The sequence below is a fragment of the Streptomyces sp. NPDC032091 genome, from assembly GCF_055580265.1.
Genome location: NZ_JBVILR010000008.1, coordinates 1 through 23,803 on the forward strand (window position 1 = coordinate 1; position 23,803 = coordinate 23,803).

A 23,803-nucleotide genomic window follows, 5' to 3' on the forward strand; every position below is an offset into this window, starting at 1 on the left:
GCGTAGTCGGCGAGTTCGCGGGGCTGGTGGACGTTGATCTCGGCGGTGAGCGTCTCGACCACCACGTGCTCGTCGTCGAAGAGGTAGAACGCCTCCAGCGGCCAGACGGTGCGCTCGGCCCCGAAGGGGATGACCCCGAGGGAGACGGAGGCCAAAGGCATGACCGTGAGGAGGTGGCGGAGCTGGCCGGCCATCTCCTCGGCGGTGCCGAACCGGTGGCGGAGCACGCCCTCCTCGATCACCACGGCGAAGCGGTGGCCGCCCTCGTACAGGAATCGGCTGCGGGCGATCCTGGCGGTCACCGCCTCGGCCACGTCGTCCGGGGTGTTCTGGAATCGGGTGATGGAGCGCATGAGGGCGGTGGCGTATGCGGGTGTCTGGAAGTAGCCCGGCACGACGTTGGAGACGTAGACGCGCTGGCGGGAGGCTTTCTCGTTGAGGGCGTAGACCTGTTCCTGGAACTTGCGCATGCCGGTGCGCTGGAGCCGGCGCCATTCCTGGTACATCGACTCGATGGCGCGGGATGTGGCGATGAGGTCGGCGGCCTGGTCGTCGGCGCCGCAGGCGGTGCACCACAGGCGGATGTCGTTCTCCGACGGTACGGCCTTGCCGGTCAGCACGCGGGAGGTCTTGGCCGGGTTCCACCCGCATCGGGCAGACAGCTGCTTGCCGTCGATCCCGGCGTCGAGCATCAGCTCCCGCAGGCGCGCGGCGACGGCCTCGCGTGCGGCCTGGGCGCTGGAGGAGGGAGAGGTGGGCATGGGCTGTCTGCTCGGTGTCGGGTGGCTCAGACGGTGTACTGCTCGTGTGGGGTGCCGCGCTCCCACACCGCCTCGAAAGCGGAGACGCAGAGCTTGACCACGTCCGGGTCCTCGGACATGGAGTACTTCGGCGATGCCCAGTCACCGGCGCCCGTGAAGTGGTTGAACTGCACCACCTTGCTGTCGAAGACCCAGAAGTCGTTGCCGGGCAGCGCGATGTCGGATGCCAGCCGGCGCGGCAGCCAGCGGACCAGTTCCCCGGCCGCCAGGTTCACGACGGTCCCGGCGTGCTCGAAGCGGATGTAGTCGGTGACGGGCTCGGAGACGATGCGAGCCCGGCGCATCACGACGCCGCGGGCGACAGTCTCCTTCACCAGCGGCACCCAGCCGCCCCAGCCCGCCGTCGCGGGATCCGCGTCGGGGTGGATCCCCGTACGCCGGAACCGGTCGAAGTCTGCGGTCTCGTCGCCGACCCCGTAGACGTCGCGCATCTCCAGGTGCACGGCGGAATGCTGTGCGGCCCCCAGCAGCTCATCGAATTCCGGCACGTCGTTCTGCGACATCACACGCCTCTCTGAGGACCGGCACCATGCGGAGCGGGATCCGCACGACCGCCTCGTGCTCGGGGATGCCGGCCTCGTGGCCCGGCACCCATACGGTCTCACTGATCAGGGCCGACAGGCTCTCTTCGGCCTTCCACCCCTGGACCACGATCTCCTGCCTTGCCGCGTCCACCCAGACGGTGGGCGAGCCGTTGCCCTGGGTATTGGGGTCTATACCGACGAACTCTAGATCCATGGCGATCTCCCTTGTCCAGCCGGTTGCAGGCACTTGCGCACGAGACTTCCCCTCACCGACCGGAAGCGTCAAGATGCTCGTCGGTCAAGCCTGTTGGCCGCAGCGGTGACCGTCCCCGGGCCCGGTCCGAGGTCCTGGGGGAGCCGGCTGCTGCCGATGCGCGGACACAGCCGGCTCTAGTCCGCAGGTGTGCTCTGGAGGTTCATAGACGGCGGCGCGCTGCGGGGTCACGTGCGGCAGTGTGCCCGGCGGACGGGACGGGAGCCGTCCCTGGGACCGAGGCCGGCCATCCGCAGTGGGCGGCCGGCCGCTCTTTCTTCGCCCCTCATGCCATGCGACCGGGTGAGATGTGGAACCAACTGCGTCCGAGGCACATCTTTGAACCCGTTCAGTATCTACATTTCGGGGGTTCTCCTTGTCCGTGCAGCGCAACAGGAGCAGGTTCTGGCTCTCGGCCGGGGCGGTGGTGGCTGTGCTGGCGTCCGCCGGCTGGTGGCTCCACGGTGCGGACCAGGAACTGGAGGGGAAGGCCCCGGTCTCCTGCCACGAGGCCGTTCGCTTCCTTCAAGCCGCCCGCCTCCCCAAGGCCGCCCGGAGCAAGCGGTGCACGAAGGGGCAGTGGACGACCACTTGGTACAACATCGACTTCCAGATCTCGCGAGCGGAGGCGGAAGCATGGCTGCGCGCCACTTACCCGGGCGCACGTGTCGACCGCGACTGCGTGAAAGCCGACCTGTGCGCGCGGCCCGCCGCTCCCGCGGACGGGAGCGACAACGGCAACGCCGACTACCTGGCGGTCGACATCCGCTTCGAGGAGCGCGACCTCGCGCATGTGCAGGTCTCCGGAGGCACGTCGAACTGAGGTCGCTGGCGGATTGAGCTTGACCCTGTATGCGAAGACCTTCCCCGGCTCCGACGGGGCCGCCGCCGTGCGCTGGTACCGGATGGCCGCCACCGCCGCCGACCACTCCGAGGACGAAGACGTGCGGGTGTGGGTGCGAGGGCGGGCGGCCATCGCGCTCGGATACGAGGGAGCCTCCCTCGGCGTCGCCGACGTCCTCGCGGACCAGGCCCTGCTGGAGGGGCGGCGCCAGGTACGGGCAGTGGGCGGTCATCTGCCGTACGTACGCCGTGATGTCGGTGGTAGCGAGCAAGCCGCCTACCGGGCGCAGCGAGCCGGCGCCACACCGTCCGCTCCGACACCCCAGCGCCCCCGCAGCCACCCGCACATGGCCTGCCGTCAACCGGCCCACCGCACGCAACTCCAGCAGTCGACCCACCGCCGCGCCGCACATCTCAACCCGCGCGGCCTCCGGCAACGCACTCTGCTCCCCCACCACCACACACCCCACGACCGGGATGCCGGCTCGTCTGCGATCGATGTACCAGCGCGGTTACCGGTGCCCGGCAGGTCCTCGGCGAGCCGGCCTGTGAGTGCGCTCTGCGGGCATCGACCGGGTGAGGACGCCGAGTATAAGCAGAGCGAGCGCCGGCAGCACGGCGACGATGATTCCCATCGGCAAGGCGTCGGTGGCGCCACCCGCGCCGGCCAGCGGAGCAAGTGCCCCGCCGATCATGAACTGGCTGAAGCCGAGCAGAGCGGCGGCCGCCCCGGCGTGTCCGCCGTGGTCGGCCAAGGCCTGGGCCGCGGCGTTCGGCATGACCAGGCCCACGCTGGAGACCAGGACGAACAGGCCGATCAGGAGCACGGGCAGGGGTGCCCGTGTCAGCACCGCGCCCAGGACCGTGGTGCCACCGGCTGTCGCACCCAGCAGACCGGCGATCAGCAGCACGCGGGCGCCGGCCCGGGCCACCAGCCGGCCGCTGATCTGGGCGGCCGCAATGAGTCCGGCGGCGTTGACGGCGAACACGGCGCTGTACTGCTGCGGTGACAGGCCGTGGATTTCCTGCAGGACGAAGGGCGAGCCGGAGATGTAGGCGAACATCGCCGCGAAGACCAGGCCGTTGGCCAGGACGTACCCGGTGAAGACCTGGTCGCTGAGCAGCTGCCCGACGACAGCCGGCAGCGGCTGGCGTGACGCGGAGGACCGGGTCTCCGGCAGCTCTGCGGCGGAGGCCGCCAGCATCACGGCGCCGAGTACGGCCAGGCCCACGAAGATCCCCGGCCAGGCCGTGACGCGCAGTAGCTGACCGCCGAGGACCGGCGCGAGCACCGGCGCCAGTCCGGTGGTCAAGGTCAGTGCGGAGAAAAGATGTGCGGTGCGGATTCCGGAGGTGCGGTCGCGGACCATGGCGTTGGCGATGACGATGACGAACGCCCCGCCGATGCCCTGGACCAGGCGTAGGCCGATGAGTGTCCGGACGTCGGGTGCCACCGCGCAGAGCGCGCTGGCGATCGCGTAGAGGGCGAGGCCCGCCAGCAATGGACGCCGCCGGCCGTAGGTGTCGCTCAGCGGCCCGGCGATCAGCTGCCCGACGGCCAGCCCGGCCAGGCAGGCGGTGATGGTGAGCTGGGTGGCCGCGGCGCTGGCGCGCAGGTCGTCGGCGAGGTCCGGCAGTCCGGGCAGGTAGCCGTCGATGGACAGTGGTCCCAGGGCCACGAGCGCTGCGAGCAGGACGATGAATCGGGTTTGCCGGCCGGCGGCGTCGTTGCTCATGGCTCAGTACGCCACCGTGATGCGGCGGCGGATCGCGGTGCCGCTCTCGATCGTGTCGGCCAAGGCGATCGCGTAGTCGGCGTACGAGATGCGGCTGTTGCCGTCGTCGTCGGTGAGCAGGGTGTCCCCTGCGCTGCGGTAGGCCCCGGTCCGCTCGCCCGCTGCGATGACTGCGGCGGGTGACACGTAGGTCCAGTCGAGGTCGTGCACACCGCGGTAGAGGTCGAGCGCTTCGGACTGGGCCTCGGCGTTGGCCTTCCACAGCGCGGGGAAGTCCGGGTCGTCCATGACGCGGGTGCCGGTCGGCGTGCGCAGGCTCCCGGCGCCGCCGATGGTGACCAGGCGGGTGACGCCGGCTCGGCGGAGTCCGTCGATCAGCGCACGGGCGGCGCCGACGATCGTGGCGCGGTCGTTCTCCTGGCCGATCCGGGGGCCGACGGCCGACAGTACGGCGTCGTGGGAGGCGGCGAGGCCGGCGACCACGGCGGCGTCTGTGACGTCACCGGTGGTCACGGTCAGGGCCTTGTGCTCAAGGCCGTCGATGTGGCCGGCTCGGGTGACCGCGGTGACGGTGTGACCGCGACGCAGTAGTTCCTCGGCCGCCGGTCGGCCGATGTTGCCGCTGGCACCGAACAGGACGATCTTCATGTGTTGCTCCTTGGTTCTGATGGTCACAGGACGGGCTGGCCGTCGGCGACGATGGCCGCGGTGATGCCGCGCTCGGCGGCGGCGTGCTGGAAGCGCTGCTCGATGTCGGGTTGTTCGGTGTAGAACGGCGGGTTGTGGAACAGGCCGTAGTGCATGGCGCAGACGGTGCCGGCGCCGAGTGCGACGGCGGCCTCGACGCCCTGCTCGGGGGTCATGGTCGCCGGGACGTTGGCCGCGTAGCCCTCGAAGTGGGCGATGACGCCGTTGACCGGGACGAACGCGACGTCGAACGGGCCGTGGTCGCGGGCGATCTGCCACCAGCTGCCGTGCCACTGGGTGTCGCCGCAGTGGATGATCCGTCGGCCGGCGCCTTCGACGACCCAGGCGACCTGGTCGCAGTCGTTGCCGCGCCAGTCCAGCGAGGTCACCGGGGTGACGGTCAGCTTTCCGATGCGGCGTGACTGGCCCAGGTCCTGGGCGACGGGGGTGATGCCCGCCTCGCGCAGCCCGGCCGCGCTGGGGGTGTGGCAGCCGATCGTTCCGGTGGCCGCGATCCGGGCGATCAGGTCGTGGTCGTAGTGGTCGGGGTGCAGGTGGGTGATCAGGGCGTGGGTGCCGGTCGGGGTATCGACCGGGTCGACCGGCCGGTGCGGCGGCCCCATCACCGGCGCCAGCGCAGCGACGTTCTCAAGCGGGTCGATCAGCAGGCGGGTGTCGCCGAGACGGATCTCGACTCCGGCCCAGGCCAGCCGACGCACGGAAAGGGTGGAGGTCATGGGCAGCGACGCTAGACCGACGTTGTTGAGAAAGTCAACAAGCAAGTTTTGAATCTCAACGCCACGAGGTAGGGTGGGGGCATGCGCACCTACGGGCAGTACTGCGGCATCGCGAAAGCACTGGACACCATCGGCGACCGATGGACCCTGCTGATCGTCCGTGAACTGTTCGCCCTGGGTCCGTGCCGGCACACCGACCTGCGCAACGGGCTGCCCGGAATCGCCAGTAACTTGCTGGTCGACCGGCTCCGCGAACTTGAGGAAGCCGGCCTGATCCACCGCGAGGCCGCCCCGCCGCCGGTGGCCACCAGCCTGTTCTCCCTCACCGAGCGTGGCCGCGAGCTGGAGCCGGTGCTGCGGGAACTCAGCCGGTGGGGCGTGCCGCTGTTGCGCGAGCCGGGCGGCAGCGAAACCTTCCGCACCCACTGGCTGGACATGCCCGCCCGGGCGCTGATCGACCACCGCCCCGACCAGCCGGCCATCGCCCTGCAACTGCACGCCGACGGCAACGAAGACCTGGTCATCGAAGTCAAGGACGGCTCGGTGCACACCCACGCAGGCCGGGTCGACCACCCCACCGCGTCACTGACCGGACCGCCGCACCTGCTGGCCGCGACCCTGCTCGGCGACCTCGATCTGAGCGCCGCAGTAGAGCAAGGCCTGCGGCTCAGCGGCGAACGCGAGGCAGTACTGCGCATCCTGCCCCGCTGATCGACCGGCCGATCGCGGGCCGGCGATCTCAAGCTCTACCGAGTCTGCGCCGGTCTCACAAACGTTCCGTTCTGAGGAGTGGTCCGGCTCGCGGCCCGAAGCCGCCGATCTGGAGCGGTTTTTTTGGTTCTCAAAACCCGTTCTCACGCAAGCGTGTCGGGTCGGAGTGCCGCCCTGTGACCGGCCCCGACCCCTACAGCCCTCGCACTACAAACCCGTGGCTGGGGCGAGGAACTGCGCCGCCGCCAGCACAACGCGGCATGTCCGCATGGGAGCTCGCGGACCTCCTCGGCGTCCACGAGCACGACATCTCCCTGGACCACCTGCCCAACCAGCCGCTGCACGTCGTCCTCGAACTCGCGCGTCGCCTCGACCTCCACCCCGGCGACCTCACCCCGTACGCCGCCGGGGTCTACAACCACCCCCGCCAGTAGGACGCCCGCAACAATCTCACCGCCGACCGACTCGCCGCCCTCACGAAGCTGGGCATCGACTGGGCTTGACCCGGTTCGGCGCTGAGCCGGAGCGCACGAGACCCCCGGGCCGCGATGGTCCCGGGGTCTCGTGCGTCTGGACGCTGCAACACGGTGGTGCAACAGCGGTCCTGGACGCACTTCAGTGGCTGTCACCACAGGTCAGAGGTCCAACGCAGCTCGCGTGTTGCAGCAACAGCCCCAGGGCCGGCCACCGGCGGCGCGGGATGGTCACCTGGGCCTCCGCCAAGACCATCCCCGGTATACCCTCCAGTGCAACCCTCCCGAAGGCCGCCGTGGCCTCCAGCCGGGGAGGCTTGCCCCGGTGGACCGGGCGGGTGAAGGCCGGCCCTGCGGCATATCTGGGGGAGCGTCTCCGCCGTCCTGGCGTGGTGGAGGGGCGACTCACACGGCTTCAGGTGCGACGTGGTGCTGACCCGGGTTCGGGCAGTCCTGGCCGACGCGGGCTTCGAAGAGACCGCCGCCGGCGCCGAGGGCGTACACCCGATCCAGCATGCGCGCGGTGTCATGGTCGGCTGGATGCCCGAAGAACTCACCCGGACCCGCCGACGCCGGGGCCCCCGCCGCGGCCGCCGAACCGCCCCCGCCGACCTACCCGGGCTGCGGCACGCCTTCGGCCTCGCCATGGCGGCAGCACTGCCCGCCGCCGGCCTGACCGTGGGAGTACGGGGCGACGAGTGGCTGCTGGTCGTCTTGAGCCCGCATCCGGCACCCCTGAGACGAGGGCCGGCCCCAAGGCCGTCAGGCCGCCGGGCCCGGACCGTCGCGGACCGTGAAAAGCGCCCGCGCACCCGTCATCTCCAACAACCGCTCCAGCTGGTGCGGCAACGGCCCCGCCAGGACCACGGGACAAGCCTTGCGCAGGCGGATGAGAACGTTGAGGAAGGAGGAGTCGGCGAACCTCACGCCGGTGACGTCGAGGACCAGGAGCCGGGCGCCGGCGGCCTCACTCTCACAGGCGGCCTCCAGTCTCCCCGCCGTGTCCAGGTGTCGGCGTACACGTGAACGTGCCCAGTCACGTACGGATGAACGTGCCCAGGTGCTGATGACGTACTGAGGCTCGTTCGTGGGCAGCCTGCCGCTGGCCTGTTCGGGGTGGTGGAGGGCGGCTGACCGTGGTGCTGGATCCGCAACGGTGGATGGAACTTCGACGCTTTCGTGGGCTGCTTGAGTCCGGGGCTATGAGCCTGTCGGAGATCGCAAGGGAGACAGGGCTCAACCGCCGCACGGTCCGCAAATACCTGTCCTCCGGAGCCCCGGCTGCACCACCCCGGCGGGCTGGGGTTCGCCGCGGCCGCGGCCGCCGATGGATGGTGGATGAGGTCGCCCCGCTGATCGACGCCATGCTGCGGTCCGAGATCCTGATCAAAGGCGCCGTGGCTCGCGAGTACGGCTTCACCGGCACCTATCAGCGGGTGAAGCTCTACATGCAGGAGGCCCGCCCCCGCATCGCTCAGGAACTGGGCATCAGCCCTGGAGAGTTGGCCGGCCTGCACCGCAGGTTCGAAGTCGTGCCCGGGGCTCAGGCCCAGGTCGACTGGGGCGACGGGGGCCAGATCCTCGCCCACGTTGGGCCATCAGCGAGAGGGCCTCCTCGCCCAGGGCGCCCTGCTGGCGGCGTCCATCCCACACCGGAGGATCCCAGTTGAGTGAGTTGGTCAGCACCCGAATCCGCACCACGGCCGCCAAACTCGGCCTGCCCCACCTGGCCGAGAGCTTGAAGCAGTACGCCGGACGGGCGGACGAGGCCAAGATGGGCTACCTCGACTTCCTCGACCTCGTCCTCGCCGAAGAACTCGCCGTCCGCGACGACCGCCGCTTCCGCCAGGGCCTGCGGCTCTCCAAACTGCCCCACCACAAGACGCTCGACGAGTACGACTTCACCTTCCAGCCCGACCTCGACCCCCGCAAGATCAAAGACCTTGCCACCCTGGCCTTCGCCGAGGCCAAGGGCAACGCGGCCCTGCTGGGACCGCCCGGAGTCGGCAAGACACACATCGCGGTCGCGCTCTCGGTCGCGGCCTGCCGGGCCGGCTTCTCCGTCTACTTCACCACTCTCGACGACATGGTCCGCCAGCTCAAGGCCGCCGAGGCTGCCGGACGGCTCAACAGCAAGCTCCGCACCTACCTCCGCCCCGGCGTCCTCGTCGTCGATGAAGTCGGCTACCAGCCACTGGAACGGGCCGAGGCCAATCTGGTCTTCCAGGTGATCTCAAAGCGCTACGAAAAGGGCTCGATCATCCTGACGTCGAACAAGACCTTCAGCGAATGGGGACAGGTGTTCGGCGATGAAGTCCTCGCCACCGCCACCCTCGACCGCCTCCTGCACCACTGCGATGTCGTCTCATCCCGCCGGCTTCCTAGGAGGGCCGACGGGCGGGCAGCCCCGCCTTGGCTCGCCAGTAGTCCGCGTCGCGCGGGTCGGCCAGCCATCCGATCAGACGTTCAGCCCCTTCTCGGAAGGCCTGGGGCAGCAAGGTCAGATCAGCGACGGCAATGCTGAACCCATCAACGTCGTGGCTTGCGTGATCGGTATCGCACCAGCAAGCCACGTTCACCGCCGCGTCGACCGCGAGCTGGCCCAGGTCTGTCCACACCACCTGAAGCAGGAACTCCAGCTGGTCGCCCCCGTCGGCGTGCTCAATGACGCCCAGGCCGAGGATGATCGGCGTTCCTGGCTGAAGTCCAGGGAAGACCGCGTGGTCCGGAGCCCACTCCCATTCCGCCCCGACTTCGTTGACGCGAACCGCATCAACGGCACGGGCCGCATCCATCAGGGCTTCCACATCAGCAGTCGATAGGCCGGGGATCAGGTCGGTCAAGGGGACGTCGTCGAAGGCACCTCGCTTCATGCGTCGATCATCAGGTCTCTCCGGCTCACAGGCCAGGAGTTTCTGCCCCGAGGTTCCCTCTTCGCCCCACAAGGCTGCGCTTTGATGGCCGCCAAGCTGAGCACGTTCATCCGTACCTTGCTGAGCACCTCAATGAGTACGCGACACCAGGTCGAACTCGCCGGCACAGACGACCACCCACACGCCATCCGGCTCCGCCCTCACCGTCACCTGCGGCAACTCCATACACGCCTCCCGACCCGAGGGCCGGCAGAACGCCGACCCGTCACCCTGCGACCGTACGGACTTACCCGCCAGAACAGCACCACCACCACCCAGGGCGGTCAGGGCGGTCAGGGCGGTCAGGGCGGTCAGGGCGAACACCACACCGCGTGCCGCCGGTCCTGCCACCGCGGGGCAGGACCGGCGGCCGACGGCCAGGCCGCCAACAAAAAGGGGGCGATGAGTTGGGTGGACGGTCCTCGGTGCGTCCGGCCGGCGCGGGTCCGGCCCGACCGGCTCGTGGCGGTGGAACCCGCCCCCGGCGGCTGGCCCTGCACTTCACCGGCATGCGCGAACCCCTCCACCTCACCCCCGACGACTTCATCACCAGCCGGCTCCTGGAACTCGTCATCCACTCCGAGGACCTTGCACACAGCGTCGGGTTGCCGACCCCGGAGTTCCCGGCTCCTGCCGTCGAAACCGTCGTGGACTTGCTGTCCCGAATCGCCTTGCGGCGGCACGGCGCGACCAATGTCCTGCGCGCACTGAGCCGCAGCGAACGCGCACCTGTTTCCATCTCGGCGCTCTAGCCAGCGCAGGCGCCGAAACCCGTCAAAAGCTCACGTACCGCCCTCTGAGAGCCAGCTGCCGTCCCACCCCCTGTCGCATCGGGCGCTGTCGCACCCTGTGACCTGCGCAGATGGGCGTTTTACCCCCGTGCGAGGTCGGGGCGCGACAGCAGCCGGCTCAGGGTCTCCTTGGACGGCATTCGCCGGTGAGTTGCTACGGTGACGGCCGATCAGGGACGGCTTAGGTGGGGGGATCCGTGGGTTCGCAGTATGGAAGTGACCACGCAGGTTTCGGGTGCGCGGCTTGCTGCGCCGAGGACGCCCTGGTGGCGCAGGCGCACCATCAGAGCCACAACGGGGTCCGGGTCGAGAGGATGATTCAGGACGACTCGCATTTCATCGTCTCTGTCCAGCGCTGCGGCCTCTGTTCGCAGGCCTTCGCGAGCGTCTTCACCGAGTACGTTGACTGGGTCGCCTCCCAGGACGCGCAGTACCGGACCATTCTGCCGATCACGGACGCCGAAGCGGACGACCTGACGGCGGGGCGGTTGGGCCCACACCGGGTCGGAGCCCTCGGACACGGCCGCCGCCATCTGCAGAGCGACTGGCCGAGCGAGGCCGACGAGCCGTCCGTGTACTGGGACAGCGGCGTCTTCGAGGTGCGCGAGGGGTACCGACCCGGATGGCCTCGCAGGCCTGGCTCCGCCCCGTCTGCCGCCGCACACCCCTGGCCGCTGATAGCAACACGGCCCGTGTTACACCCCTGAGCTGGGCTTTCGCCTCTCCGGACAGCGGCCGGGCCGCGTTGTGGAGGGCGTGTTGCCCCCCTGCGCCCCGGCCAGCATCCCGCCCTCCCTCATGAGCTCAGCCGTGCGCGGCCGCCCTCGCACTGGACCAGGGCCGTTCAGAGGATGTTCGGTCTGCCTGTTCAGCCAGCGCGGAGTCCTGCCGTGGAGTAGGCGCAGAAGCCTGCGTGCCTGCGGCAGCTGTCGACATTGATCCCGCACCCGTCGCACAGCTCAGCACCGCGGGCGCCAGCGTCTTTCGGGCCCATCCCGGTCAGGCAGCTGCCGAGGAACACCCGCGGGACGTTGGCCGTCTCGTCATCGCTCGCCCGCCGAGTCTGCCCGATCCGCACACGGCTTCCGGGGCCGAATCCTGAAGCCCCACGGCGACGTGCGCGGCCGCTGCAAGCCAGCTACCTCCCACCCTGGAGGTGGCGCCCATGCGCGAACTGCCGCTCAACCGCCGCCAGCCCGACCAAAACGCCGGCCTCCGCCTCCGAGCCAGCCGCGGCGCCCACGGCCAGAACCGCCACCCTGTCGCGCGCCTCCGCGATCTCCTCGCCGAGGTGCGCGCTGTGGTCCGCGGCGTCCCGCAGCAAGCCGGGCCAGTCGATGCCGTTCCAGTCCGCTGCGCCCGTCAGGTCCAGGGTGCGCGGGATGGGAGGAACCAGCGCCATCCACACCACGAGGTGGCTGCCCACTGAAACCCTTCACCAGAAGCGGTACTGGCTGTTGTGCAACGCTGCAGCCGGCTACACAAGATCATTTAGGCCAGGCGGCACTGCTCTTGTCGCGTGCTGCCACAAAGCAATGGAACCCCAAATGCAGCAGAGGCCGGCGACGGCAAAGGTTACAGAGGCGACACCAAGGGTGTAGGCGGCGAAGGTGACAATCGCATGCTGAGCCAGGAAGAGAGTTATCGCGGTCACCAACGCATACCCGGCGACCAGTGCTTTGCAGCGTACGTGACGGGAGTGACGCTGCAGGAGCGTAATAACTGCCGCATTCGCGGCCAGAGCCAGCGCGACGCCCGCAGGAATGATCCAGTCTCCTTGGGACTGGGCCAGGTCAAAGATCCAGAACACGTACCCGACGTCTGTGTAGAACGGTGTGAACACTGTGCACAGCAGTAGAAGGCACGCAACGAGGAAGGGGAGCGGCACCAGCCGCTTCTCGGTGGCTACTGCCATCAGCTGGGGCTGCCTCTCGACCAGCTGTCTTGCATCCGCCAGGGGCTCCACAGCTTGGACGCGGACGTGGACGGCGAGTTCGCCGGTTGCGGTATGGACCAGAACGTCGGTCTCGTAATGCCCTGGTGTGTCCGGCTCCGGGCTGAGGAGGATGCCACCCGCGACGTAGCGGGTCTTCAACCACGGTTCCGTCTCGGCCGCCATGGTGGCTTGTGCGACTGGGGGACTGTCCACGGTGATCAGGGCTTGAGGTGCGGCCGCCCCGAGGACCATCGTGCCGAGGTCGAGGGAGTCCGCCGTCATTCGGGGCCGGGCGGCGGAGAGAGGGCGCGCCGCTTTCTCCGACACCCGCCGACTGTCGTCGCGTGTGAGTCTGTCCAGAGCGTCCTTGGCCGACAGGGCGAGGCCCACGTCCTCACCCTGCAGCAGCTCTTCTAGGTCGTCCACCACCCGTAGCCGCTCATCCCGGTCCGACGAGTGGACGGCTGCGTCGAGTCCGGGCGGAAGCGGAGCGGGTGCTGGGCCGCGGCGCCGGTTCCTGGCGATTGGCAGATCGCCGCCGTGGGTGCCGAACAGCCACAGCTGGGGGGTCTGGTGCCAAGTTACTTCCGCGATGCGGTCGTGGACGTAGTCGGCGAGTTCGGAGATGCCGATCTCGCCGTCGCCGTCGCGATCAGCCTCACCGGTGCGCAGTCCTTCCACCAAGGCGTCTGTGAACAACGACGGTCGCAGCGTGCTGCCCTGTCCCGGTACCAGGGTGACGGGCTGGCCGGCATCTTGCGCGTACTCGATGGCGCTGGATGCCGTGAACACCGCACGGCCCCGCCTCCCGCCGGTGTGCTTGAGTTCCTGGAAGCTGTCCTCCACGTGGGCGTCGGTGCCACCCCGGTGGAGCACGTCTCGCTCGAAGGCGCCGGCATAGCAACAGTCCAGGATGAGGACGGCTCGCTGTGCCCGGCTCGCCAGCATCTGTCCGCTCACGTACTCGGCCGGAACCGCTGTCGAGGCCAGCCTCGACTGCCGGGTGTCGACGGTCGCCAGAAACAGCTTTCCGGCGGCGTTCTTCACCCCATGGCACGAGAAGTGCAGCAGTAGCGTGTGGCGCGTGGAGCGATCGGCAAAGAAGTCCTCCACCTTCAGACGCAGCCGGTGGGAATCAGGGTCCTCCAGCACCTCCACGTCGAAGTTCCCGATGTCCGGGTCCCCAAGAACTTCTGCCAGGGCCTCGGCGTCCCTCGCCGGTGTACGAAGCACATCCAGTGCTCTGTCGCTGTAGTTGCTGGTCACCACAATGAGCGCCTGACGCTCTCGGTCAGCCACCGTCCGCCCCTCCCGCCTCACGCGTCATGCACGCCTCTAGCCACACAGCCGTGAGCGCACGCTGCTGGTCGGCATCGCCGCCGCTGATCTCAAGGCGCTGGTCGCCCAGCGTCAAAACGATGCCACTCGGCGTACTGCCGGAGGCACGGCCACGCCACTTTTCGACGACCGTCACCACCTGTTGCAGCAGGGTCGGCACGGCCGTGAGGGTTACCAGGAGAGCGTTCACCTGCTCCAGGCCGCTTGAGCGGGTGCCTGGGGGTGCGGGGGCGTCGAACGGGTGCCGGACCTCCTGCACGTTGAGTTGGAGAAGGTCCTCACGGAGGCCGTCCAGCGCCAGGAGCAGTGACTCGACGTCCTGGCCGGGCTGCTCGAAATCCTGGACTTCGATCCGCAGCTGTTCCATTACGGCTGTTCCCCTCACTCTCAGTGTGGCACCGCCCGGCGGAGTGTGCCTGCCTCACCACTGGGGCCGGAAGGTCGAGGCCTCTGGCCGCATCCATGTACGCGCCAGTGACGTCCGCCTGCCCAGGTCAGCGTTGGTTAGGTGTCTTTTGGGTCATCCTGCGCCCGCCTGATCCAAAAGAGACGACCGCACCTGAGCCAAGCTCCCAAGGGGCCGCCACCACCCGGTGGGCGGCCCCTCGCGCGTACCTGGCGGTGACGGCCTGCCCACGGTGAAGCGGTCAGCCGGCTGCCGCCGTGGGCCCCGCCCCGAACGGCGGCACATCGCCTGCCGTCGTGTCCAGGCGGATCTGCTGGAACCGCAGCGGATGACGGAACACCCCGTGGTCCACCGCCCGGTCCGCACTCACCTCCGCCACCACCTCCGGACGGACCCGCACCACGTCCAAGACGTCGCAACTCCCCCACGCCGAAGTGAACCGCACCCACTCGAACGGGTGCCCCGGGCCGGCCGCGGCAAGGTACTCGCCGACCTGTCGGGAGACGTCCGGCCGCAGCGGTACGGTCCAGCCAACCGCGCGCAGCCGGCCGCCGGCGTCGTGGCGGCGAGGACGAGGAGCTGGGGGCGGGGTGGGGGTGCCGGTGATCGCGCCGATGACCGCTTCGGTGGTGTCGCGTCTTCTGATCTTGGTCCAGCGGCCACGATAGCCCGGGAGGTATTTGCCGGTCAGGGGCTTGATCACGATTCCCTCGACCCCGGACACGTCAGTCCAGGTCTGGAGCCATTCCCGGGGGCCTTGGCAAGGTCCGTGGTCATCGGACACAGCGTCCAGGGGGCCGTCAGGGCGTGGTCGGCGAACAGGCCCTCCAGGAGGGCGCGCCGGTCGGCGTAAGGGCGGGTCAAGAGCTCCTGACCGCCGATCTGCAACACGTCGAACGCGACGAAGTAGGCCGGCCATTTGGCAGCGAGGGAGGCGGCGCCGCGAGCACGGGCGGCGGCCCGGCGCTGCAACGCCCCGAAGGACAACCGGCCCTCCGAGGTGTCCCAGACGACCAGCTCGCCGTCAAGGACCAGCCCTGCGGGGAGCTGCGCCTCGGCGGCGGCCACCAGGTCCGGCCACCGGTCCTGCACCAGCGCCCCGCGCCGGGTCTGCACCACCACCGTCCCGCCCGGCCCGGCGGGGGTGAACAAGATCGCGCGGTGCCCGTCGAGCTTCTGCTCGTAGGCCACTCCGGCCCGCAGGGCGGCCGGGCCCGGCACCGACTCGGCGGCCTGCGCGAGCATCGGCTCCACCGGCGGTCGCAACGTCACAGGGCCTCCCTCGCCCTCTCCTCCCTCCAGGATCGAACGAATCAGGCGAGGACGACGCCCCGCCTCGCCCATCTTGTGACTGAGCGCCGCAGATCCGCAGATGGCGTCTGATGACAGATTGAATACTCAGTTCCGTTCTACTCCACGGTGAGTGCGCGGGCGGCCGTCGCGTGGTCGCGGGCATCGCGGGCCCGCTCGGCGCCCGCGGTGCGGGCGCCACCGAAGAAGGGTGGGCCCCTCGGCCTTTGCGAACACCCCTACTGGACCGCCCCGACCGGTCGGCGCAGCCGACCTGCACCGTGCCGCCCGCACCCCCACGGGCCCGGGGCGGAAAGCCGCAGCATGAGCCGCCCCATCGACCCCGCACCCCCACGGCCCACTCCGGTCTCGACCGGGCCGTGCGTCCGCTGCCGCCGGGCCACCACGCGCTACGGAGCCGGCGCCAGCCCCCTGTGCGCGGCATGCCGACAGGCCCGGGCGGAACGGCTCGACCGCCCCTGACCGTGACCGACCCCCCACCACCGCCCGCAGCGATCACCCTCCTGCTGCCCGACGGGCAGGAGATCGGGCGCGTGCGGCTCTACGAGCGGCTCCAGATGGACACCGGGCTGTGGATGTACCGCATCGGGTACCCCTGTGGCAGACCACCGAGGGCGGTGTCGAGCCGGCCGAGTACAGCACGTGGGTGACCTCCGCGCAGCTGCGCCCCATCCCCGGCGTCGCCCTGGCCCAGGTACCCACCCACCGCAACCCCACCGGCACGCCGGCCCCGGCGACGCCGTGAGTGTGGGTGCTGGACGGCCGCACCAGCGCACGGGCGGCCACCGTGCACGCCGAGGGATGCCAGCTGGCGACCGACCGGGCCGTGCCGGTCAAGACGACGGCCGCCCTCGACGCCCTCGGCCGACCCGGCACGCTCGCGTGCACCGGATGCGACGCCGCCGAGACACTGCTGCCGATCCTCACCCACGGCCAGGAGGACGGGCACACCCCCGGCGACTGACCGAAACTGGCAGGTCAGACGGTCGGGGACCCCTTGTGTCGTGCGCCTGGTACCCGTGGTCGTCCCGGTGCCAGTCCAGGAACAGCACCACGTTCCTGTATGCGCCGCTGCCGGCCCGGTGGCTGATCACCGGAGTATGCCAACTGCCGTTGCGGTCCACGCGTGAGGGCGGCGCGCACCCGTGGGGCCGAGGCCGACGTCCCGCCCGCCCGGAGGGCGCCGTAGGCGGCCTGCCACAGCGTGGCGAGGGCGACGTAATCGGTGGTGTCCGGCAGCTTGGCGTAGAGCTCGTTGACGAAGGAGTTCAGCGTGAGCACCGCCCCGTCGGCGGTGGTGAGGCCGCCCCTCGCCGCCCCGCGCCGCGTGAGGTCGGCCGGGAGGATCGCGCAGCGGCCCGTTGGTCGCGCCAGGAGATACGGGATCGAGGGAGGACCCTGCCGGGGTGCGGTCGGTGGCGGGTGGCCGGGGCAGGGCTGAAGCTGGAGGTGGCGGCCGGGCGCCGGGAGAAGCCGGCGAACTTGCCTTGGGGCCCGTGCGCAGGCGTCGGGGGTACGGTCGGGTGATGTGAAGCCCGGGATCGGGGAACCGGAAGTGGTGCCCTGGCCCGCCAGGGGGCCGGGGCGCGCGGATGCCTGGCTTTCTCACCGGAAGAAGGATCATGATGTCGCACGAAGAGGACGACGGGCGCACCGGCGGCGACGGCGTCGCACGCCGTCGTCCGCTGAGCGAGCGGCACGTCGACGAGACGGTCGAGGTCGCGGTGCCGGTGCGTACGGCCTACAACCAGTGGACGCAATTCAAGACGTTCCCGCGTTTCTCGGCCGTGGTGCGCGATGTCGAGCAGGTCAGGCCCACCGTCACCGCCTGGACCCTCGGCTACGGCCCGGTGCGCCACCGTTTCGCGGTCGAGATCGTGGAACAGGACCCCGACGCCTACCTGGCCTGGCGGGGCCTGGAGCAGTATCCCACCCATGAGGGCGAGGTCGAGTTCCGGCCCACGGAGTCCGGGGGCACCGCGGTCACCATCCGGATGCTCCTGCGGCCGCGCGGCGCCCTGAGGGTCCTCACCCGCTCCTCCAGGGTCACGGCGCTGGCCGCTCGGCTGGTGCGCGCAGAAATCGTCAGCTTCAAGGACTTCATCGAAGGGCTCGGCCAGGAGGGCGGCGCCTGGCGCGGCACCATCCGCAACGGCCGTGTCCAGCACGACACCCCGGAACCGCCCAGGAGCCGTGTCGCCCAGTGGCCCGTCGGCTGACCTGCCCGCCCGACACGGCAAGAGAAAGGCCAAGCGATGCAGAACCCGCCCGGTGAGGAGCCGGACACCTCCCTCTCCGTGACACCGCCGAAGAAGTGGGCGGCCGGGGTCCCCGCCGTCGTGCACGCGCTGGAGTACTCCCTGGAGCAGACCTCCCCGCGCAAGACCGGGGTCGACCTGCTGACCATGAACCAGGTGGGCGGGATCGACTGCCCCGGCTGCGCGTGGGCGGACCCCGCCCCGGGCCGGCGCCACCGCAACGAGTACTGCGAGAACGGCGCCAAGCACATCAACGACGAGGCCACCACGCGCCGGATCACCGCCGACTTCTTCCGCGAGCACAGTGTGTCCGACCTGGCCGCCCGTTCCGACATGTGGCTCAACCAGCAGGGCCGGCTCACCGAGCCGATGATCAAACGGCCCGGATCGGACCACTACGAGCCCATCGGCTGGAACGCCGCCCTGGGAGTCCTCGCGCAGGAACTCAAGGGGCTGGACTCGCCCGACGAGGCGGCCTTCTACACCTCCGGCCGGGCCAGCAACGAAGCCGCCTTCGTCTTCCAGCTGTTCGCCCGCGCCCTGGGCACCAACAACCTCCCCGACTGCAGCAACATGTGCCACGAGTCCAGCGGCTTCGCCCTGAACGAGACCCTCGGCGTCGGCAAGGGCACCGTGAGCCTGGACGACCTCCACCACGCGGACCTGATCTTCCTGGTGGGGCAGAACCCCGGCAGCAACCACCCGCGCCAGCTCTCCGCCCTGGAAGAGGCCAAGCGCAACGGCGGCCGCATCGTGGCGGTCAACCCGCTGCCGGAGGCGGGGCTGCGGCGCTTCAAGAACCCGCAGAAGCCGAGCGGGGTCCTGGGGCGGGGCACCCAGATCGCCGACCGCTTCCTGCACATCAAGCCCGGCGGGGACCTCGCCCTGTTCCAGGCACTGAACCGGCTACTGCTGGAGGCCGAGGACGCGCGCCCCGGCACCGTCCTGGACCACGACTTCATCGACGCCCACACCTCCGGATTCAAGGAGTTCGCCCGGCACGCCCGCACCGTCGACTGGGACGACGTGCGCGCGGCGACGGGACTGACCCGCCAGGAGATCGAGAACGTCCGCGACGAGGTCCTCGCCTGCGAACGAGTCGTCGTGTGCTGGGCAATGGGCATCACCCAGCACAAGCACGGCGTCCCCACCGTCCGGGAGATCGTCAACTTCCTGATGCTGCGCGGCAACCTGGGACGTGCCGGCACGGGCGTCTGCCCGGTGCGCGGCCACAGCAACGTCCAGGGCGACCGCACCATGGGCATCTGGGAGCAGATGCCGGACAGCTTCCTGGACGCCCTGCGAGAGGAGTTCGGCTTCGACCCGCCCCGCCCGCACGGCCTGGACTCGGTGAACGCGATCAAGGCGATGCTGGAGGGCCGCGTCAAGGTCTTCCTCGCCCTGGCCGGGAACTTCGTGCGCGCAGCGCCCGACAGCGAGGTCACCGAGAAGGCGATGCGCAGGTGCCGGCTGACCGCCCACATCTCCACCAAGCTCAACCGCTCGCACACCGTCTGCGGCGACACCGCCCTGATCCTGCCGACGCTGGGGCGCACCGAGCGTGACGTCCAGGCCGACGGCGAGCAGTTCGTCACCGTCGAGAACTCCATGAGCCAGGTGCACACCTCCCGGGGACGGATCGAACCGGCCTCGCGCATGCTGCTCAGCGAAGTCGCCATCCTGTGCCGGCTCGCCCGGCTCAGCGTCGACGGCACGGGGGACATCCCCTGGGCGAAGTTCGAGGGCGACTACGACTCCATCCGCGACAGCATCTCCCGGATCGTGCCGGGCTTCCACGACTTCAACGCCCGCGTGACCCGCCCGGGAGGCTTCCAGCTCCCGAACCCCGTCAACGAGGGCGTGTTCCGGACCGAGACCGGAAAGGCACGCTTCACCTGCAACGAGCCGGTGGTCCCCCTGGCTCCCGAGGGACACCTGCTGCTGCAGACCCTGCGCTCGCACGATCAGTGGAACACCGTCCCGTACACCAACAACGACCGCTACCGCGGTATCCACGGCAGCCGCCACGTCGTCCTGGTCAACCCGGCCGACCTGTCCGCGCTCGGTCTCGCCCAGGGCGACCGGGTGGACCTGGTGAGCGTCTGGGAGGACGGCACCGAGCGCCGGGCCGAGAACTTCGAGGTCGTCTCCTATCCCGCGGCCAAGGGGTCGGCCGCTGCCTACTACCCGGAGACGAACGTCCTAGTGCCGCTCGACAGCGTCGCCGACATGAGCAACCAGCCCACCTCCAAAGGCATCATCGTCCGCCTGGAACCCACAGGCGACCGGTGCAAGCCGGCACCCGTCTGACCAAGACCGGGCCCGAGGCCGGGGCCGGGAACGTCGCGCCCCGGCGGCCCCCGCACGGGTGGAGATGCCGCGCAGGCCGGCCACGACCCGGGCGGCGACATGAAGCTGATCTCGCCGGCCCTCGTACTGCTCTTGGCCGGGCTTCCCTTAGTGGTCGGCGGTGGGCTGGTGCCCAGGATGCTGTATCGGGGCGCGACGTACTCGGCGTCGGCCATGGAACCCACGTATTCCAAAGGGGATCTGCTGCTGTTCCGCAAGGGCCCGGCAGAGGTCCGGCGCGGGGATGTGGTGCTGGTGACGATGGGCCCCATGGACGGTGGTGCGGACCGCGGGGGTCCGGTGGTCGAGCGGGCCCTGGCGGTGGGTGGCGACACGCCGCGGGTACGCGAGGCGACAACCGGGACGGTCGTCGTGACGCAGCAGGGAACCTGCTCGCCTCCACCGATCGACGGCCGCCCGCGAAGGCCGTGCGCGCCCCGGCGGGGCCCGTCGCAACGGCCCGGGACCCGCACCGTCAGGGCTCGCGCTCCGTCTCCAGGCGGTCGGCCATGCCCTACTGGAGCGCGAGCTTGTCCAACGCCGTGGTCCAGTCAGCGGCGATGGCGTTCTGCGCCGCGGTGAGCTGTACCTTGCCCGAGCAGACCGCCTTGGACAGCTTCGCCTCCACGGCGTCCTTCGGATTGTTGGGGCCGGCGCCCGGCTTGTGGTCGGGAGACAGCGGCACGACCCAAAGGTTGCGCGGATCGTCCGGGTCACCACCGAGGACCAGCGAGATCAGGTGGTCGTACTCACTGTCACCGATCGGCCCGGTGTAGCCATACGACTTCGCGTTCGCCTGCTTCTCCGGACCGGTCACCGACACCGGCGGCCGAATCGTCCCCGTGTACCCTCACCGGCACACCGTGGAGGCCAGGTTCGCCTGCGCCACCTTCGAGTTGAGAGCACCAGGAGTGCGCGCTGCCGCACCCGAACCGGCGGCACACGCAGTTCCCGCCCGCGACCGACACGTGGACGTGACACCCGCAGGTCAGCTGCTCCTGCGCCGTCAGTCCAAACTGCTCGCCCAGCCACTGGTAGCGCCGCCGGACGTGCAACGACGGCTTGACGGGCAGCGGAGATGTCGCGACCGCCGCCACCACGGCTCCGGCACTCGCCGCGTGGCGGGCCCCTCACGGCGGATGCGCACGATCTCCTCCTCGAGCTCACGCATCTCGGTCACCGGTTTCGCGGCGAACTCCAACTGCTCCTTCTGCCCTCCTTCTCGAACCCGTGCTCCCGCCGACCCCTTGTACCCAGGTGCTGCCAAGGCGAACGCTCAGCGGCCGCCAGCACCGCCCCCGACACGGCGGGCGGGGCGCCACTGTCCGCGTCCACGTGCAGCAGCTCTTCTTCCACGCCTACGCTTCGCATGCGGCCGCCTGTGGATCGCACCGTCAGATCCCCGCACCTGCCCTGGCTCCCCCGACCATGCCGCAGCCCTGGTACGTGAGGATCCTGGATTCGGCACGGCCCCACGTGGTGTACGAGCGAGAGCGGGGTAGACGCGGCACGGAGAGACGCCGGCCGTCGGCAGCCGGGCGTCGCCCCGCGGTCGTCTGCATGGCCGGCCGTGCCTACACCCCGAAGATGCCACCACCCGCCGTGGACAGTCCCGTGAAGTGCGTGGCGTCGGCAAGGACGAACCATGAAAGCAGCAGTGTACGAAGGACCGCGGACGGTGAGGGTCAAAGATGTCCCCGACGCGAAGATCGAGCACCCGTGCGACATCCTGGTGAAGATCACCACCACCAACATATGCGGCTCCGACCTGCACATGTATGAGGGGCGGACCTCGTTCGAAACGGGCCGGACGCTCGGCCACGAGAACCTCGGACAGGTCGTCGAGGTCGGCAAGGCCGTCAGCAAGGTCCAGGTCGGCGACTGGGTGGTCCTGCCCTTCAACATCGCCTGCGGATTCTGCAAGCAGTGCGAGCAGGGCCTCACGAACTACTGCCTGACCATGCAGCCCAAACCGGACATGGCCGGCGCCGCGTACGGCTTCGCCGAGATGGGCCCGTACCAGGGCGGCCAGGCGGAGCTGCTGCGCGTTCCATACGGCGACTTCAACGCCCTGCGCCTGGGTGAAGACGCCGCCGAGCGGCAGCTCGACTACGTGATGCTGGCCGACATCTTCCCCACCGGCTACCACGCCACCGAAATGGCGGGCGTCAAGCCCGGAGACCAGACGATCGTCTACGGAGCGGGCCCGGTCGGCCTCATGGCCGCCTATTCCGCCATCCTCAAGGGCGCCGGCCGCGTATGGGTGGCCGACCACCAGCCCGATCGGCTCCGTCTCGCCGAGGAGATCGGCGCCATCGCCATCAACACCGCCGAGCAGGACCCGGCTGAGGTCGTCAAGGAAGCGACCCTGGGACTGGGCGCGGACAACGGCTGCGAATGCGTCGGCTACCAGGCCCACGACCCCCAGGGCAAGGAGGACGCGACCCTGACCATGAACGGACTCATCGACGCGGTCCGATTCACCGGCTGCATCGGCGTGGTCGGTGTGTTCCTGCCCGAGGACCCGGGCGGCGCCGAGGCCCAGGGCGAGCTCGAAGCCCAGGGGAAGGTACCGCTGGACTTCGGCATGCTCTGGTTCAAGGGCCAGCGGATCGGCACCGGCCAGGCACCCGTCAAGCGCTACAACCGGGCCCTGCGCGACCTGATCGCCGGCGGCAAGGCCGAGCCGAGCTTCCTCGTCTCCCACGAACTCGACCTCGACGAGGCCTCATCGGCATACGAGCACTTCGACAACCGCGACGACGGCTGGACCAAGGTCGTTCTCCACCCCAACGGTAATAGTCAGAGCACGAATGGATCCTCCCGACACACACTGCAGGAACTGCGCCAGGAAGCGACGGCGCAGGGCATCGAAGGCCGCTCCCACATGAACAAGCAGCAGCTGGAACGGGCACTCAAGCGTTGAGCAGCGCAGGCCGGTGAGCCGGATCAGCCAGGACGAAAGAAAAGGGGGCGCCCAGGACGTCGAAGCGGGAGGTGCGGGTCGCCGGACATCATGGGCCTCGACACTCACACTCCGCTCCGGTCCGTCGCGCCCGCGTGCGCCCTCTCGCCCTCCCCCGCCGCGTCCAGTTCCCAAATGACGGCCGGCCAGACGAGGGCCGCCCTCGCCGAGCGCGGCGTCACGGGCAAGGCGATTCCTTGAAGGCGACCTTGGAGGTGTCATCGGCGACGCCCACGACTGCGACGGGTCAGTACCAGCGCGGTGATCACAGCGTCGGCGAGTCGCTCGATCCTCGTGCACCATCTGGCGGGCCTGTCGTTCGGGTGCAGTCGAGGTCGGCCCCGCGGAGGCGCTCACCCGTAGGGCGGCGGAGATCGCCGCCGGCGACCTCGCCGCGACCTCGGCGCCCGGGCCGGGCCGTGCGGGATCGCGGAGTTGCACCAGCCGACCCGCACGCAGAACACCATGGTCGACAGACTCATCCAACTCCTTTTTCGAGAGCGGGAGTTCAGTGCCAACGCCTCTCACCAAATGCGGACTGCGCTGACCGGGCTCCGGCTGGGCCATCAACGCCGCCCAGGGGGTGCCGCCGGGCGGCGGATCTGCATCCCGCCGTCCGCGAAGCCCCGGCTCGGGCAGGCCATTGGGAGGCGACCGTCGAGGAGGTGCTGCGGCTGACCCGGCCGGACACCGCCGAGGAGCATGCCGTCCCCCGCGAGTTGCCAGCCGAGTGGCCGGGGGCTGGCGGTCTG

The 23,803-nt window shown here is 69.9% G+C and carries 26 protein-coding genes and 2 pseudogenes; 14 read left to right on the forward strand and 14 right to left on the reverse strand.

Annotated elements, in window-relative coordinates; all coding sequences use genetic code 11:
- The 3 genes from ACZ5NJ_RS14895 to ACZ5NJ_RS14905 all read right to left on the reverse strand — a co-directional run.
- Positions 1-761 (reverse strand): helix-turn-helix domain-containing protein (locus tag ACZ5NJ_RS14895; protein WP_468765261.1); only part of this gene is annotated, 761 nt, incomplete at its 3' end.
- A 26-nt stretch (positions 762-787) separates the two neighbouring features.
- Positions 788-1,324, reverse strand: coding sequence for a DUF6879 family protein (locus ACZ5NJ_RS14900; RefSeq protein ID WP_468765262.1), 537 nt, complete (start codon positions 1,322-1,324; stop codon positions 788-790).
- Positions 1,293-1,559 (reverse strand): hypothetical protein, encoded by a 267-nt coding sequence (locus ACZ5NJ_RS14905; protein WP_468765263.1) that lies wholly within the window; start codon positions 1,557-1,559, stop codon positions 1,293-1,295. The genes ACZ5NJ_RS14900 and ACZ5NJ_RS14905 overlap by 32 nt, the downstream gene beginning before the upstream one ends.
- A gap of 421 nt (positions 1,560-1,980) precedes the next feature.
- Between ACZ5NJ_RS14905 and ACZ5NJ_RS14910 the strand changes: the two genes are divergently transcribed.
- On the forward strand, positions 1,981-2,421 hold the full coding sequence (locus ACZ5NJ_RS14910; protein ID WP_468765264.1) for a hypothetical protein: 441 nt from the start codon (positions 1,981-1,983) through the stop codon (positions 2,419-2,421).
- A gap of 532 nt (positions 2,422-2,953) precedes the next feature.
- Here the strand turns inward: ACZ5NJ_RS14910 and ACZ5NJ_RS14915 are convergent.
- Genes ACZ5NJ_RS14915 through ACZ5NJ_RS14925 form a run of 3 tightly spaced genes read right to left on the reverse strand, consistent with a single transcriptional unit; the run spans position 2,954 to position 5,601 of the window.
- On the reverse strand, positions 2,954-4,177 hold the full coding sequence (locus tag ACZ5NJ_RS14915; RefSeq protein ID WP_468765266.1) for a multidrug effflux MFS transporter: 1,224 nt from the start codon (positions 4,175-4,177) through the stop codon (positions 2,954-2,956).
- A gap of 3 nt (positions 4,178-4,180) precedes the next feature.
- A complete protein-coding gene (locus ACZ5NJ_RS14920) occupies positions 4,181-4,825 on the reverse strand; it encodes an NAD(P)-dependent oxidoreductase (RefSeq protein WP_468765267.1) in 645 nt (214 codons plus the stop codon).
- Positions 4,826-4,848: 23 nt separating this feature from the next.
- Positions 4,849-5,601 carry an MBL fold metallo-hydrolase gene (locus ACZ5NJ_RS14925; RefSeq protein ID WP_468765268.1) on the reverse strand — a complete coding sequence of 251 codons (753 nt, stop codon included), beginning with the start codon at positions 5,599-5,601 and terminating at the stop codon, positions 4,849-4,851.
- Positions 5,602-5,682: 81 nt separating this feature from the next.
- Here ACZ5NJ_RS14925 and ACZ5NJ_RS14930 point away from each other — a divergent pair, with 81 nt between their 5' ends.
- Both ACZ5NJ_RS14930 and ACZ5NJ_RS14935 read left to right on the forward strand, forming a co-directional pair.
- Positions 5,683-6,312: a winged helix-turn-helix transcriptional regulator gene (locus ACZ5NJ_RS14930; RefSeq protein WP_468765269.1), complete on the forward strand. Its 630-nt coding sequence runs from the start codon at positions 5,683-5,685 to the stop codon at positions 6,310-6,312.
- A gap of 260 nt (positions 6,313-6,572) precedes the next feature.
- Entirely contained in the window at positions 6,573-6,746 is a 174-nt protein-coding gene (locus tag ACZ5NJ_RS14935; protein ID WP_468765271.1) for a hypothetical protein, read from the forward strand.
- A gap of 801 nt (positions 6,747-7,547) precedes the next feature.
- On the opposite strand, the gene ACZ5NJ_RS14940 is transcribed toward ACZ5NJ_RS14935, so the two are convergent.
- Positions 7,548-7,880, reverse strand: coding sequence for an STAS domain-containing protein (locus ACZ5NJ_RS14940; RefSeq protein ID WP_468765555.1), 333 nt, complete (start codon positions 7,878-7,880; stop codon positions 7,548-7,550).
- Positions 7,881-7,921: 41 nt separating this feature from the next.
- On the opposite strand from ACZ5NJ_RS14940, the gene ACZ5NJ_RS14945 reads away from it, so the two are divergent.
- The 5 genes and pseudogenes from ACZ5NJ_RS14945 to ACZ5NJ_RS14965 all read left to right on the forward strand — a co-directional run bounded on the left by ACZ5NJ_RS14945 (position 7,922) and on the right by ACZ5NJ_RS14965 (position 11,195).
- Positions 7,922-8,455, forward strand: a complete 534-nt coding sequence (locus ACZ5NJ_RS14945) for a MerR family transcriptional regulator (protein ID WP_468765272.1) — start codon at positions 7,922-7,924, stop codon at positions 8,453-8,455.
- Positions 8,452-9,153: pseudogene (gene istB, locus ACZ5NJ_RS14950) on the forward strand (IS21-like element helper ATPase IstB); the annotation flags it as partial. The gene ACZ5NJ_RS14945 and the pseudogene istB, both read left to right, overlap by 4 nt.
- Before the next feature lie 178 nt (positions 9,154-9,331).
- Positions 9,332-9,607 (forward strand): hypothetical protein, encoded by a 276-nt coding sequence (locus ACZ5NJ_RS14955; RefSeq protein WP_468765273.1) that lies wholly within the window; start codon positions 9,332-9,334, stop codon positions 9,605-9,607.
- Positions 9,608-10,206: 599 nt separating this feature from the next.
- Entirely contained in the window at positions 10,207-10,449 is a 243-nt protein-coding gene (locus tag ACZ5NJ_RS14960) for a hypothetical protein (RefSeq protein ID WP_468765274.1), read from the forward strand.
- 305 nt (positions 10,450-10,754) lie between these two features.
- Positions 10,755-11,195 carry a hypothetical protein gene (locus ACZ5NJ_RS14965; protein WP_468765275.1) on the forward strand — a complete coding sequence of 147 codons (441 nt, stop codon included), beginning with the start codon at positions 10,755-10,757 and terminating at the stop codon, positions 11,193-11,195.
- 431 nt (positions 11,196-11,626) lie between these two features.
- On the opposite strand, the gene ACZ5NJ_RS14970 is transcribed toward ACZ5NJ_RS14965, so the two are convergent.
- From ACZ5NJ_RS14970 to ACZ5NJ_RS14990, 5 genes are all read right to left on the reverse strand, one after another.
- The gene (locus tag ACZ5NJ_RS14970; RefSeq protein WP_468765277.1) at positions 11,627-11,914 is read right to left on the reverse strand and encodes a hypothetical protein; all 288 of its coding nucleotides are present in this window, start codon (positions 11,912-11,914) and stop codon (positions 11,627-11,629) included.
- A 51-nt stretch (positions 11,915-11,965) separates the two neighbouring features.
- A complete protein-coding gene (locus ACZ5NJ_RS14975; protein ID WP_468765278.1) occupies positions 11,966-13,723 on the reverse strand; it encodes a caspase family protein in 1,758 nt (585 codons plus the stop codon).
- A complete protein-coding gene (locus tag ACZ5NJ_RS14980) occupies positions 13,716-14,129 on the reverse strand; it encodes a hypothetical protein (RefSeq protein WP_468765279.1) in 414 nt (137 codons plus the stop codon). The genes ACZ5NJ_RS14975 and ACZ5NJ_RS14980 overlap by 8 nt, the downstream gene beginning before the upstream one ends.
- A gap of 280 nt (positions 14,130-14,409) precedes the next feature.
- The gene (locus tag ACZ5NJ_RS14985; RefSeq protein ID WP_468765280.1) at positions 14,410-14,892 is read right to left on the reverse strand and encodes a hypothetical protein; all 483 of its coding nucleotides are present in this window, start codon (positions 14,890-14,892) and stop codon (positions 14,410-14,412) included.
- On the reverse strand, positions 14,868-15,440 hold the full coding sequence (locus ACZ5NJ_RS14990; RefSeq protein ID WP_468765281.1) for an ATP-dependent DNA ligase: 573 nt from the start codon (positions 15,438-15,440) through the stop codon (positions 14,868-14,870). Before ACZ5NJ_RS14990 ends, ACZ5NJ_RS14985 begins: the two co-directional genes overlap by 25 nt.
- Positions 15,441-16,050: 610 nt before the next feature.
- Here ACZ5NJ_RS14990 and ACZ5NJ_RS14995 point away from each other — a divergent pair.
- The 5 genes from ACZ5NJ_RS14995 (at position 16,051) to ACZ5NJ_RS15015 (ending at position 20,668) form a co-directional block, all read left to right on the forward strand.
- Positions 16,051-16,224: a hypothetical protein gene (locus ACZ5NJ_RS14995; protein ID WP_468765282.1), complete on the forward strand. Its 174-nt coding sequence runs from the start codon at positions 16,051-16,053 to the stop codon at positions 16,222-16,224.
- A 6-nt stretch (positions 16,225-16,230) separates the two neighbouring features.
- Positions 16,231-16,443 (forward strand): DUF6233 domain-containing protein, encoded by a 213-nt coding sequence (locus tag ACZ5NJ_RS15000; protein WP_468765283.1) that lies wholly within the window; start codon positions 16,231-16,233, stop codon positions 16,441-16,443.
- Positions 16,444-17,101: 658 nt separating this feature from the next.
- Positions 17,102-17,698 (forward strand): SRPBCC family protein, encoded by a 597-nt coding sequence (locus ACZ5NJ_RS15005; protein WP_468765284.1) that lies wholly within the window; start codon positions 17,102-17,104, stop codon positions 17,696-17,698.
- Between the two features lie 36 nt (positions 17,699-17,734).
- Positions 17,735-20,047 carry an FdhF/YdeP family oxidoreductase gene (locus tag ACZ5NJ_RS15010; RefSeq protein ID WP_468765285.1) on the forward strand — a complete coding sequence of 771 codons (2,313 nt, stop codon included), beginning with the start codon at positions 17,735-17,737 and terminating at the stop codon, positions 20,045-20,047.
- A gap of 99 nt (positions 20,048-20,146) precedes the next feature.
- Positions 20,147-20,668, forward strand: a complete 522-nt coding sequence (locus ACZ5NJ_RS15015; RefSeq protein WP_468765286.1) for a S24/S26 family peptidase — start codon at positions 20,147-20,149, stop codon at positions 20,666-20,668.
- On the opposite strand, the gene ACZ5NJ_RS15020 is transcribed toward ACZ5NJ_RS15015, so the two are convergent.
- Positions 20,601-20,909 carry a hypothetical protein gene (locus ACZ5NJ_RS15020; RefSeq protein ID WP_468765287.1) on the reverse strand — a complete coding sequence of 103 codons (309 nt, stop codon included), beginning with the start codon at positions 20,907-20,909 and terminating at the stop codon, positions 20,601-20,603. The genes ACZ5NJ_RS15015 and ACZ5NJ_RS15020 overlap by 68 nt on opposite strands.
- A 136-nt stretch (positions 20,910-21,045) precedes the next feature.
- Positions 21,046-21,457, reverse strand: a pseudogene (locus ACZ5NJ_RS15025) (glutamate-cysteine ligase family protein); the annotation flags it as partial.
- A 274-nt stretch (positions 21,458-21,731) separates the two neighbouring features.
- On the opposite strand from ACZ5NJ_RS15025, the gene ACZ5NJ_RS15030 reads away from it, so the two are divergent.
- Positions 21,732-23,012: an alcohol dehydrogenase catalytic domain-containing protein gene (locus ACZ5NJ_RS15030; protein WP_468765288.1), complete on the forward strand. Its 1,281-nt coding sequence runs from the start codon at positions 21,732-21,734 to the stop codon at positions 23,010-23,012.
- The last annotated feature ends 791 nt before the right edge of the window (positions 23,013-23,803 follow it).